At 68.5% G+C, this 11,986-nt stretch carries 10 protein-coding genes; 2 read left to right on the forward strand and 8 right to left on the reverse strand.

Annotated elements, in window-relative coordinates:
- Positions 1-24 precede the first annotated feature (24 nt).
- From ACZZZB_RS04475 to ACZZZB_RS04490, 4 genes are all read right to left on the reverse strand, one after another.
- Positions 25-849, reverse strand: coding sequence for a carbohydrate ABC transporter permease (locus ACZZZB_RS04475; protein ID WP_228498429.1), 825 nt, complete (start codon positions 847-849; stop codon positions 25-27).
- Between the two features lie 89 nt (positions 850-938).
- Positions 939-1,892, reverse strand: a complete 954-nt coding sequence (locus ACZZZB_RS04480; protein ID WP_369821904.1) for a carbohydrate ABC transporter permease — start codon at positions 1,890-1,892, stop codon at positions 939-941.
- Positions 1,889-3,226 (reverse strand): ABC transporter substrate-binding protein, encoded by a 1,338-nt coding sequence (locus ACZZZB_RS04485; protein WP_192004695.1) that lies wholly within the window; start codon positions 3,224-3,226, stop codon positions 1,889-1,891. The genes ACZZZB_RS04480 and ACZZZB_RS04485 overlap by 4 nt, the downstream gene beginning before the upstream one ends.
- A gap of 149 nt (positions 3,227-3,375) precedes the next feature.
- Entirely contained in the window at positions 3,376-4,590 is a 1,215-nt protein-coding gene (locus ACZZZB_RS04490; protein WP_064296642.1) for an NADP-dependent isocitrate dehydrogenase, read from the reverse strand.
- A gap of 281 nt (positions 4,591-4,871) precedes the next feature.
- On the opposite strand from ACZZZB_RS04490, the gene ACZZZB_RS04495 reads away from it, so the two are divergent.
- Together ACZZZB_RS04495 and ACZZZB_RS04500 are read left to right on the forward strand one after the other, a co-directional pair.
- The gene (locus ACZZZB_RS04495) at positions 4,872-5,324 is read left to right on the forward strand and encodes a GNAT family N-acetyltransferase (RefSeq protein WP_079705295.1); all 453 of its coding nucleotides are present in this window, start codon (positions 4,872-4,874) and stop codon (positions 5,322-5,324) included.
- A gap of 4 nt (positions 5,325-5,328) precedes the next feature.
- Entirely contained in the window at positions 5,329-5,649 is a 321-nt protein-coding gene (locus tag ACZZZB_RS04500) for an MGMT family protein (RefSeq protein WP_194644151.1), read from the forward strand.
- A gap of 16 nt (positions 5,650-5,665) precedes the next feature.
- Here the strand turns inward: ACZZZB_RS04500 and ACZZZB_RS04505 are convergent, their stop codons facing one another.
- The 4 genes from ACZZZB_RS04505 to ACZZZB_RS04520 all read right to left on the reverse strand — a co-directional run bounded on the left by ACZZZB_RS04505 (position 5,666) and on the right by ACZZZB_RS04520 (position 11,852).
- Entirely contained in the window at positions 5,666-7,438 is a 1,773-nt protein-coding gene (locus ACZZZB_RS04505; protein ID WP_463529085.1) for a sensor histidine kinase, read from the reverse strand.
- On the reverse strand, positions 7,431-8,108 hold the full coding sequence (locus ACZZZB_RS04510; RefSeq protein WP_123539688.1) for a LuxR C-terminal-related transcriptional regulator: 678 nt from the start codon (positions 8,106-8,108) through the stop codon (positions 7,431-7,433). The genes ACZZZB_RS04505 and ACZZZB_RS04510 overlap by 8 nt, the downstream gene beginning before the upstream one ends.
- 94 nt (positions 8,109-8,202) lie before the next feature.
- Complete coding sequence (locus ACZZZB_RS04515) at positions 8,203-10,023, reverse strand: ABC transporter ATP-binding protein (RefSeq protein ID WP_463529086.1); 1,821 nt, start codon at positions 10,021-10,023, stop codon at positions 8,203-8,205.
- Entirely contained in the window at positions 10,020-11,852 is a 1,833-nt protein-coding gene (locus ACZZZB_RS04520) for an ABC transporter ATP-binding protein (protein WP_426737200.1), read from the reverse strand. Before ACZZZB_RS04520 ends, ACZZZB_RS04515 begins: the two co-directional genes overlap by 4 nt.
- Positions 11,853-11,986 lie beyond the last annotated feature (134 nt).

Here is an 11,986-nt window from a genome sequence, read left to right on the forward strand (position 1 = left end):
CCGTCGCCGTCTCCGGGCCGACCGCTACTTCACGGATCCCTCGGTGAGCCCGCCACGCCAGAAGCGTTGCAGCACGATCATCGCGATCGCCAACGGGATGATCGACAACAGCGCGCCGCCGGTCGTCAGCTCGTAGAACTCCGGCAGGCGGTCGACCTGGCTCCGCCAGTTGTTGAGGCCCAGGGTGATCGGGTACAGCGTGCTGTCGGACAGCATGACGAGCGGCAGGAAGTAGTTGTTCCAGATGCCGACCAGCTGGAAGAGGAAGACGGTCACGAGCGCGGGCGTGAGGATCTTCAGCCCCACGGTGTGGAAGATCCGCAGCTCGCTCGCGCCGTCGATCCGTGCCGCCTCGATGAGCGAGTCGTCGATCGTCGCGTCGGCGTAGATCCGGCAGAGGAACAACCCGAACGGCGAGACGAGCGACGGCAGGAGCACCGACCAGTACGTGTTCGCGAGCCCCATCTGGCTGAAGAGCAGGAACAGCGGGAGCGCGGTGGCCGTCCCCGGCACGAGGACCCCGCCGAGGATGGTGCCGAAGACGAGGTTGCGCCCGCGGAACCGGTACTTCGCGAGCGCGTACCCACCTGCGGCGGCGAGGTACGTCGCGATGAGTGCTCCCACGCCCGCGTAGAGCACCGAGTTGCCGAACCAGCGGACGAAGATGCCGCCGTCGTAGGTGAGCACCTCGTGGAGGTTCGACCACAACGAGAACTCGGAGCCGAGGAGGAAGCCGTTGCTGCCGAACAGATCCTCGGTGCTCTTGGTCGCAGCGATCACCACCCAGTACACCGGCACCAGGAAGTAGACCGCGACGACGACGAGGATGCCTGTCACGAGCACCCGCATCCCCCTGGATCCACCGGGTCGTCCCGGCTGATCGCTCAGCCGCCGGGCACGCTTCGACGAGGTCGCGGTCGTGATGCTCCGGGTCTCGCTCATGATGCCCTCCTCGACGTCAGGCGCAGGAAGATGAACGACAGCGCGAACGCGACCACGGCGATGAGCACCGCCTGCGCTGCGGCGACGTTGTAGTCGTTGTAGGCGAACGCGGTCGTGTAGGCGCTGAGGTTCGGCGTGTACTCGTTGTCGATCGCGGGCGACACGGTCTGCAGCACCTGGGGCTCGGCGAAGAGCTGGAGCGTGCCGATGATGGAGAACACGGTCGTGAGGATGAGCGCCGGCCGGATGAGCGGGAGCTGGATGCTCACCGCGACGCGGAACGGCCCGGCGCCGTCGACCTTCGCGGCTTCGTACACCTCGCCGGGGATGGCCTTCAACTGGGCGACGATGATCATCATGTTGTAGCCGGTGTAGGTCCACGTCACGATGTTGGCGATGGACCAGAGCACGGTGCCTGCGCCGAGGAAGTCGAGCTCGATTCCCATCGCCCCGGCGATGTCGATGATCGGGCTGAGTCCCGGGACGTAGAGGAACGACCAGAGGATCGTCGCGATCACGCCGGGGATGCCGTAGGGCAGGAAGTACACGGCCCGGAAGAACCCCGGCCATTTCGCGGAGGCGGACTCGAGGAGGAGCGCCAGCAGGGTGCACAGGGCGATCATGACCGTGACCTGCACGACCCCGAAGAGGAGCATCCGGCCGATTGAGGCGATGAAGTTGCCGTTCTCCAGGGCCTGGGCGTAGTTGGAGAACCACGCGAACTCGGTCGTGACACCCTCCTCGCCGAAGACGCCCTTCCGTGAGACCCGGAGGAAGCTGCTGCCGATCGCGACGATGATCGGCAGGATGAAGGTGAGGACGAAGAGCGCCAGGAACGGTCCGAGGAGCACCCACGGAGCCGCGACCGAGGTCCGGCGTCGGCGTTGCGCCCCCGACCGCGACGGGTCGTCCGCCACACCGCGCGCCGGGCGTTCCGTGACGGCGCTCACGACGCCGCCTCGATCCGGAGGCCCTTATTGCGGAAGGCGGTGATGACGTCGCGCTGACCCTGGACCACGGCGTCCACGAGGGTGCCGCCCGAGGCCTTGGCACGGAACCCGTCGGCGAGGATGTTGAAGGTCTGCTGGGTCAGTGGCCACCACTGCCACTCGTTGTTCTGTTCCTTGGCCGCCGGCACGAAGACCTCCTCGTTGTAGTTCTGGCCACCGAAGAACTCGCTCGGCTGTTGTCGGCGGGCACCGATGTAGGCGTCGTTCGGCGACCACCCGATGCCGGAGTGCTCGATCATGGCGTCGATGCCGGCGTCGCTCGTGGTCATCCACACGGCGAACTCGAGCGCCTCCCTCGGGTGGGCGCTGTTCGCCAGGACGGCAGCCGTAGACCCACCCTGGAAGGTCGAGCCGTACCCCTCGCTCCCCCACCGGGGCAACGGCGCGACCCGCCACTTGCCCTCGGCCCCCGAGACGCCCTGCAGGAGGGCGTCTCCCCAGCTGGCTCCGGCGAGCGACGCGATCGAGTCCTTCGCCGCAGCGGCGAACCAGGCCGGTGAGAACTGGCTGTAGGAGGTGGTCATGACGCCCTCGTCGATGGCCCGGTCGAAGAATCTGGCCGTCTCCAAGGTCGCATCGTCCGTCATGTCCACGATCCACCGGTCGCCGTCGACACGGAACCAGGACGCGCCGGCCTGGGTCGCCATGGCCGCGAACCACGACGCGTCGTCGAGGGCGAAGCAATCCAGGTACATGTCGGCCTCGCGCACCGCACCCGCAACCTGGAACCACTCGTCCCAGGTGGCCGGGGGCTTCGCGCCCACCCGGTCGAGCAGGTCCGGTCGGTAGTAGAGCGCCATCGGACCGGAGTCCTGCGGGATGCCGTAGACCCCGTCGACGTAGGAGACCTGGTTCCAGAGGGTCTCGTTGTACCGCGACGCGACCTCGTCCGCGCCGTAGCGCCGGAGATCGACCAACCCGTTCACGAGCAGGAACTCGGGAAGCGTCCGCATCTCGACCTGCGCGAGGTCCGGACCACCGCCCGCGGCGAGCGCCGAGTAGAGCTTCTGATACCCGCCGTCGTTGCCTCCGGGGATCCACACGGCCTCGACCTGCACGTTCGGGTGGTCGGCGTTCCAGACGTCGGCGACCTTCTGGAGGTCTTTCAACCAGGCCCAGTACGTGAGCGTGATCCGTTCGCCGGCGGCGGCCGGGGCGATCGTCGGACCGGTGTTCGGCGACACCGTCCCCGGGGTGGAACAGCCCGCCAGGAGTGCGGTCGCACCACCCGCTGCAGCCCAGGCGAGCAACTGTCTTCTCGTCATCGGTGACATCGATGGTCCTCACTTCGTCGTCGAGGTGGTCCATCGACGCTAACACGACCGTTCGCCCCGGCGTCGAGACCCGAACGACGGACGGGGCCCGGGAGCGTGTGCTCCCGGACCCCGTCCGTGTGGTGCTGGTGTCGGTCAGGCCGACGTCATCAGGCCAGGCGCGCCTTGAGGTTCGCCGAGATGGTCTCGAGGAACTCTTCGGTCGTCTGGTAGGCCTGGTCGGGGCCGACGAGGAGCGCGAGGTCCTTCGTCATGGCACCGGACTCGACCGTCTTGATGACGACGTCCTCGAGGGTCGCCGCGAACTCGATGAGCTCCTGGTTGCCGTCGAGCACACCTCGGTGCTGCAGGCCACGGGTCCACGCGAAGATCGAGGCGATCGGGTTCGTCGACGTGGGCTTGCCCTGCTGGTGCTGGCGGTAGTGGCGCGTGACGGTGCCGTGTGCGGCCTCAGCCTCGACGATCTTGCCGTCGGGCGTGGCCAGCACGCTCGTCATGAGGCCGAGCGAGCCGAAGCCCTGCGCCACGGTGTCGGACTGCACGTCGCCGTCGTAGTTCTTGCAGGCCCAGACGTAGCCGCCCTCCCACTTCATGGCCGAGGCGACCATGTCGTCGATGAGGCGGTGCTCGTAGGTGATGCCGGCAGCCTCGAACCGCTCCTTGAACTCCGCGTCGAAGATCTCCTGGAAGATGTCCTTGAACCGGCCGTCGTAGGCCTTGAGGATGGTGTTCTTCGTGGAGAGGTACACCGGGTAGTTGCGGTTCAGGCCGTAGTTGAGGCTCGCCCGGGCGAAGTCGCGGATCGACGCGTCGAGGTTGTACTGCACCTGTGCGATGCCGTCGCCGGGCGACTGGAAGACCTCGAACTTCTGCGGCTCCGAGCCGTCGTCGGGCGTGAACTCGACCGTGAGCTTGCCCTCGCCCTTGAACAGGAAGTCGGTCGCGCGGTACTGGTCGCCGAAGGCGTGGCGGCCGATGATGATCGGCTTGTTCCATCCGGGCACGAGACGCGGGATGTTCGAGATGATGATGGGCTCGCGGAAGATGACGCCGCCGAGGATGTTGCGGATGGTGCCGTTCGGGCTCCGCCACATCTTCTTGAGACCGAACTCCTCGACACGGGCCTCGTCGGGGGTGATGGTCGCGCACTTGACGCCGACGCCGTGCTTCTGGATGGCGTGTGCGGCGTCGATCGTGATCTGGTCGTCCGTCTCGTCACGCTTCTCGATGCCGAGGTCGTAGTACTCGAGGTTCACATCGAGGTAGGGGTGAATGAGCGAGTCCTTGATGAACTGCCAGATGATGCGAGTCATCTCATCGCCGTCGAGTTCGACGACGGTGCCTTCGACCTTGATCTTCGACACTGGTTGTCCTTTCTGATGCCGCCCTGAGCCGAGCGGCCTACGGAGGTGCGCACGCGGTGGAGTGCTCCGCATGGCATGGAGGAGACCGCATCCGAAAGGTGGACGGCACGGCCACGCCCTAGCTTACAAGACCCGCCAGGTCTCTTGACATCGAGACAGTTGCGGATGGCCTGGTTCCGTCCCCGACCCCAGCTGTGGGTCGGCCGTGGAAGTCGGCGGTCACCGCGTGTCGCCCGGGGGCCGGACTATCCGCGGTCGGCTCGACCGGTTAGCCTAAGGACATGGCTGAGCTGCGTCTGGAAGAACTGTCCGCATCGACGATCGTGGCGGTCAACGCGCTCACCATGAAACCCGGGCAGGAGCAGTTCATCGCCCCGGTGTCCTACGCGGTCGCCGCCGCGGTCGTGAACCCCGCCACCTCCTGGCAGCGCGTCATCCTCGACGGCGACGAGGTCGTCGGCTTCATCTCCGCCAACTTCGACCACGAGTCGACGCAGGAGGAGTTCCGCTCCGCCCTGTGGCGCATCAACGTCGACGCCGACGACCAGGGCCGGGGCGTCGGCCGGTTCGCGGTGGCCTCGCTCATCGAGGAGGCCAAGCAGCGTGACTTCGACCACGTCAACGTCATCTACGAGCCCGGTGATCTCGGTCCCGAGGCGTTCTTCCTCCGCGTCGGGTTCACCCCCGTCGGCGAGACCCAGTACGGCGAGACCATCGGCAGCATCAGTCTCTGAGGCCGTGAGCGGGTCATCACCGACGGACTCAGCTGAGGCGTTCGCCGAGGCCGTACTGGCCGTCGTCGCCGACATCCCCGAGGGTTGCGCCCTGAGCTACGGCCAGGTCGCCTCGATCATCGGGTCGAAGTCCGCGCGTGGCGTCGGTCGCGTGATGGCGCAGTACGGGCACGCCGTGCCCTGGTGGCGGGTCGTCCGGTCGGGCGGTCTCCCTCCGACGGGGCACGAGGATCGCGCGCTCGAGCACTACGAGGCCGAGGGCACACCGATCGTCCGGATGAGCGGCGGGCGGTACCGCCTGGGCCGCGAGGCACTGCTGCACTGACCGGCTTCGCGCCGGATCAGCAGGGAAGGTGGATCGAGACGACCGTCCCGGCACCGACCGGGCTCTCGACGCGCATCGTCCCGCCGACGGCGTCCACCCGGTCCGCGAGACCGCGCAACCCGCTCCCCCGCGCAGGATCGGCGCCGCCGACCCCGTCGTCCGCAACGACGACCCGGAGCCCGCCGTCGGGGTCGTCGGAGACGACCACCTCGCAGCTGGACGCCCCGGAGTACTTCGTGACGTTGGCCAGGCACTCCGACACGACGTAGTAGACGGTCGCCTCGATGAGCTGCCCGGGCCGCTCGCGCAGCTCGACGGTGACCTTGGTGACGACGGTGCACCGGCGCCCGAGTTCGGCGATCGCCGGCACCAGTCCGCCCTCTGCCAGGAGCGCCGGATGCAGCCCTCGGGCGAGTTCGCGGAGCTCCTTGATGGCGCTCGCGAGTTGATCGATGGTGGTCTCGAGGCCGTCGGCCAGGGCGAGTTGACCGTCGGCGCGTGCCGCGTCGCTCGCCATCCGGAGCCGCAGCGCGACGGAGAACAGCTGCTGCTGCGAGCCGTCGTGCAGGTCTCGCTCCGCCCGCCGTCGCGCTTCGTCGGCCGCCTGCACGATGCGCAACCGCGACCGACTCACCTCGCGCAACGAGTGACGGAGTTCAGCGGTGAGTCGTTCGTTGTCGATCATGATGCGCAGCGACGCCGACACCGACCGGAGCAACTGCGGATTGTCGAGCAGAGCCGCGTCGTGCTCGATGTACACGAGCGGCGCGTCCGCATCGCCGACGCTCGACATCGCCCGCCCGCGTGGGTCCCGGTCGGTGGTCCGCTGCGATCCCGGCCAGACGAGCCGGGCGGTGCGGTCCCCGAGGACGGTCTTCACCGCACCGTCCCAGCGGTCGTGGCCGGTCTCGCTCAGTTGTCCGGTCTGCACCAGGTCGACGGCCCTGGCGCGGATCGTCCGCATCCGGATGAGACCCGTCGCGTACGCCGCGGGAACGAGCACCACCGAGAACGCATTGAGGTCCTCGACGACGAGCCGGAGGTGCTCCGGCCATCCCCCGAGGCGGACGAGTGACCACGCCACCCCGATGACGAGCCACAACACGAACGCGACCGGCATGATGAAGGCCACCTGTCTGGCCGCTCCGCTGCTCCGCGCCCATCGCAGGAGCACCACCCCCGCGACGACGACCGCGAAGGCCCCCATGACACCCGCGTGGACCCGACCGAGCACGTCGGCCACGTCTCCGGTGGCGAGGACGGCGTACCGACTCCGCTCGTGACTCGCGTCGAGCATGTGGTTCGGCGTCACCAGGAGCGTCACGATCGCATAGGTGACGAGGTAGACCGAGGCGGTGATGACGAGCCGCCGGTCGAAGCCGCGCCGCAGCCGGCCGGCGGGGAAGGCCAGCGCGAGCCACACCAGCGCGACCCCCGGGAGCACGGAGATCGACATCAGGAGCGGCCAGAGCCAGCCCGCGTCGACGCCGTACGCCCACATGTAGGCCGTCTCGGCCAGCGCGTACCCGACGATCACCCAGCCCGGAGTGGCCGTCGGAGCCAGCCACCAGATCAGCCCCGCCGCCACCAGTGCCGCGAGGTGGCCCACCAACCAGGGCAGACCGTTGCCGTCGGCGACGCCCGGCTGGACGACGCCGAACACGACCGACAGGACGCACACGAGCGCGGCGGCGAGCAGGATGCCGAGTCGCAGCGGCCACGGCAGTCGACCGCGGCCGGCCGGCGCCGGGATCGGCAGCGAGGTCGCCCGTGGGCGACCGTCAGCCATCCGTGTGTTCCAGCCATCGCACGACCGCGAGGACGCGGCGATGGTCCGCCGGAGAGTCCTCGAGTCCGAGCTTGGCCAGGATGCGGCTGATGTGCGCTTCGACGGTCTTCAGACTGACGACCAGCGCCTTCGCGATGCCGGAGTTCGACCGCCCCTCGGCCATGAGGGTGAGGACTTCACGTTCCCGCTCCGTGAGGTGGTCGAGTCCGTCGGATCGGGTCCGCTCCGCGACGAGGAGGGAGACGACCTCCGGATCCACGACGGACTCACCTGCCGCCACGCGCTCCACGGCGTCGACGAGCGTCCCGGAGTCGGCGACGCGATCCTTCAGCAGGTACCCGGTGCCACCACCGGAGCCGAGCGCGCGGACCGCGTAGGACGGCACGGCGTAGGTGCTCAGCAGGAGCACCCCGGCGGCGAAGCCCGACGCCCGCAACTGCTCGAGGGCGACGATGCCCTCGTCGGTGTGGGTGGGCGGCATCCGGATGTCGAGCACGACGGCGTCGAGCTGCAGCCCCGCGTCGATGCGATCGACCAGGTCGACCGCCGAGCCGAACGAGCCGACCACGTCGTGACCGCCCGCCTTGAGGATCTGTGCGACACCCTCACGGAGGAGCACCGCGTCGTCCGCGACGGCGACACGCAGCGAACGCGGTTCCAGACTGGTCATCCGCTCATTGTGGCAGGTCGACGACACGAGGTGTAGTGCCCACGGGGTCACTCCGTCACCGGAGGACCCCGTGGACACGCCTGCGCGGTCCGGATCAGCCGACCGAGGACCGCCAGGCCGCGTGCATCGCGGCGAACCGCCCCGTCCCGCCGATGAGCTCCGCGGGCGCACCGTCCTCGATCACCCGGCCGTGCTCCATCACGAGCACCCGGTCGGCGATCGCGACGGTCGACAACCGGTGCGCGATGATGATCGCGGTGCGGTCCGCGAGCAGGGTCTGCAACGCCTCCTGGACGAGTCGCTCGCTCGGGATGTCGAGCGAGGCGGTCGCCTCGTCGAGGATCAGCACGGCCGGATCCGCGAGGAACGCCCGCGCGAACGACAGGAGTTGCCGCTGGCCGGCCGAGACCCGACCACCGCGCTTGTTCACGTCGGTGTCGTAGCCGTTCGGCAACGCCTCGATGAAGGCGTGTGCGCCGACGGCCTTCGCGGCGGCGGTGATCTCCTCGATCGTCGCGTCGGGCTTGCCCAACGCGATGTTCTCGGCGACCGAGCCGGAGAACAGGTAGGCCTCCTGCGTCACCATGACGATCGCCCGACGGAGGTCCTTCGGGTGCAGGTCGCGCAGGTCGATGCCGTCGAGGCGCACCGCACCGTCGGTCGGGTCGTAGAACCGACTGATGAGCTTCGCGAGCGTCGACTTGCCCGCACCGGTCGTGCCGACGAGTGCGATGGTCTGCCCTGCCGGGATCTCGAGGTCGAACTTCGGGAGCACCACCCGGTCGGCGGCGTACGCGAACGTCACGTCGTCGAAGGTGATCCGTCCCTGCGACGTCCACAGGTCGACCGGCGCGACCGGGTCGGGCACGCCGGGACGCTCCTCGAGCACGCCGGAGATCTTCTCGAGCGCCGCAGCGGCCGACTGGTAGGAGTTGTAGAACATCGCCATCTCCTCCATCGGGTCGAAGAACCGACGCGTGTAGAGGAGCGCCGCGAGCAGCGCTCCGATCGCGAGCTGTCCGTCCGCGACCCGGAACCCGCCGACGAGCAGCACCACGGCGACGGAGACGTTGCCGATGAACACCAGTCCGGGATCGAACACCCCGAACAGCTGGATGACCCGGGCGTTGGTGTCGCGGTACTGCTCCACGAGCTCGCCGAACGCGCGCTCGTTCCGCCGCTCCTTCCGGAACGCCTTCACGGCACGGATGCCGGTCATCGCCTCCACGAAGAACACGATGAGCTTCGCCGACCGGACCCGCGACTCGCGGAACATCCGCTGCGAGCGGAGCTGGAACCAGCGGGTGAGCACGAACAGCGGGATGAGTGATCCGAGGAGCACCAGACCGCTGACCCAGTCCACGAGGACGAGGGCCACGGCCGTGAACCCCATGTACAGCACGCCGGACACGAGCTGGTTGATGCCGGAGTCGAGCAGCTCGCGGATGGAGTCGAGGTCGCTCGTCTGCCGGGAGATGATGCGACCCGAGGTGTAGCTCTCATGGAAGTCGAGGCTGAGCCGCTGTGTCTGCAGGAACACGCGCTTCCGCAGGTCGATCAGGATCGCCTGGCTGATCCGAGCGGCGAGCACGGTGTACCAGGAGATCAGCGTCGCACCGGCGGCGCCGGTCAGCAGGTACGCGCCGACCACGAGGAAGGCCGGCATCCAGTCGGCGCGTTCCAGGACGGCCGGGAGGGCCCGGTCGATGCCGATGGCGATCAGCGCGGGCCCGGCGACCTGGGCGGCGGTCGACACCACGACGATGGTCATGGCGGCGATCACGCGCAGGCGCAGGGGCGCGAGCAGCGATCCGAGCAGGCGCAGCGAACGGCGCCGGATGTGCGCGGACTCGTCACGGGTGAGGTCGTCGCGCTCCTCACCCTCCACTCCGTGGACGGTCGTCGGCGGGGTCACAGGTTCACCTCCTGGCGGTTGGACTCTCGTTCGTCGTCTTCCAGACTCGAGATCACGTAGCGGTAATGGGCGTTGTGCTGCAACAGCTCACTGTGGCGACCCACGGCGGTGATGCGACCGTCCTCCAGGAGGGCGACGCGGTCCGCCAGGGTGACGGTGCTCGGCCGGTGGGCGACGATCAGGGCCGTGGTGGAGGCGAGCACTCGGCGGAGTGCCGCCTCGACGAGCGCCTCGGTGTCGACGTCGAGCGCCGACAACGGATCGTCCAGCACGAGCACCTCCGGCCGCGCGGCCACCGCACGCGCGAGTGCGAGCCGCTGACGCTGCCCACCGGACAGGCTGAGCCCCTCTTCACCGACCAACGTCTCCACACCGTTCGGCAGTTCGTCGACGAACCCGGCCTGGGCGATGTCGAGCGCCTCGTGCAGGATCCGATCGGCCTCCGCGGAGTCGAGGTCGATGTCGTCCCGCCCGAGGAGGACGTTCTCCTTGACACTCGCCGAGAAGAGGGTCGCATCCTCGAACGCCATGGCGATGTGCCGGCGCAGGTCCTCCCGGGTGAGCGCGCGGATGTCGACCCCGTCGAGCAGGATCCGCCCGCCCGTGACGTCGTACAGGCGGGTGGTCAGTGCCGTGATGGTCGACTTCCCGGAGCCCGTCAGACCGACGAGTGCCATGGTCTCCCCCGGCTCGAGCCGGAGGTCGACGCCGTTCACCACGTCCGCGTAGCGGTCGGGTGCGTCCTGGTAGCGGAAGTGCACGTCCTCGAACACGAGCTCACCACGCGGTTCACGGATGCGCTCGGGGTGTTCGGGGTCGGTGATCGTGTTGACCGAGTCGATGACCTCGAAATACCGGTCGGTCGCCGTCCGGGTGTCGAAGGTCATCGCGAGCAGGAAGCCGATCGACTCGATCGGGAACCGCAGGATCGTGGCCGTCGCGAAGAAGGCGAACAGCTGACCGACGGTGAGTTCGCCGATCGACGCGAGCCAGACCCCCGCCAACAGGCAGAGCGCGAAGGCGACGTCGGGCAACAGGACCAGCCAGAACCAGATCCCCGCGATGGCCTTCGCCTTCTCGATCTCGGTGCCCCGCAGGTCCTCGGCGCGCGACGCGAAGCTCCGCAGGGCGTGCTTGCCTCGACCGAACGCCTTGAGCACCCGGATGCCGTGGACGGACTCCTCGACGGCGGTCGCCAGGTCACCGGCCTGGTCCTGGCTGCGCCGGGCGATCACCGAGTACCGCCCCTCGAAGGTGAACCCGAACACCCACACGGGGATGGCGAGCGCGATGAAGATGAGTCCGAGCAGCCAGTTCCAGGTGAACAGGATGACCGCACCGATGACGATCGTGACACCGTTGACGATCAGGAGCACGAAGCCGAACGAGATCCACCGGCGGATGAGTCCGAGGTCGCTGACGGCGCGCGAGAGCAGCTGCCCGCTCTGCCAGCGGTCGTGGAAGGTCACGGGGAGGTCCTGCAGCTTGGCGAACAGCGCATTGCGCATCCGCGCCTCGACGTGCGTCCCAGGAGTCAGGACGAACCAGCGGCGCAGCGCGATCATGACCGCCTCGAGGACACCGAGCGCGAGGACCACGAGCACCGCCGGCCAGATCTGCGAGGAGTCGCCGGTCGAGAGCGGGCCGTCGACGAGGGCCTGCAGCACGAGCGGGATCGCGAGCGCCACCAGGCCGGCGACGAGCGCGGCGACCATGCCGAGCACGATCCGCGGCATGGCCGTCTTCGCGAACGGGTAGATCCGCATCAGGGCACGGAAGGTGCTCTGACGCGGTTGGACAGGACGGCGTTCATCGCCGAGCGGAGTCATTACGGGGATTCCTTGCGAGAGCGTCGGTGACGTCGATCACCGACGGAATGATGGTCGTGGAACGGCCGGACGGCGAGGTCGCTGTGCGAGGTCGCAGCATCCGGTGACGGGCCCGGACGAGGCCGGACGGATGG

Source organism: Plantibacter sp. AC185, from assembly GCF_979258065.1.

Excerpts from the sequence above, each read along its gene's own strand:
- ACZZZB_RS04495 (WP_079705295.1), top strand. The coding sequence starts at position 4,872 with ATGGCTGAGCTGCGTCTGGAAGAACTGTCCGCATCGACGATCGTGGCG.
- ACZZZB_RS04520 (WP_426737200.1), bottom strand. The coding sequence starts at position 11,852 with ATGACTCCGCTCGGCGATGAACGCCGTCCTGTCCAACCGCGTCAGAGC.
- ACZZZB_RS04485 (WP_192004695.1), bottom strand. The coding sequence starts at position 3,226 with ATGTCACCGATGACGAGAAGACAGTTGCTCGCCTGGGCTGCAGCGGGT.
- ACZZZB_RS04475 (WP_228498429.1), bottom strand. The coding sequence starts at position 849 with ATGCGGGTGCTCGTGACAGGCATCCTCGTCGTCGTCGCGGTCTACTTC.
- ACZZZB_RS04510 (WP_123539688.1), bottom strand. The coding sequence starts at position 8,108 with ATGACCAGTCTGGAACCGCGTTCGCTGCGTGTCGCCGTCGCGGACGAC.
- ACZZZB_RS04505 (WP_463529085.1), bottom strand. The coding sequence starts at position 7,438 with ATGGCTGACGGTCGCCCACGGGCGACCTCGCTGCCGATCCCGGCGCCG.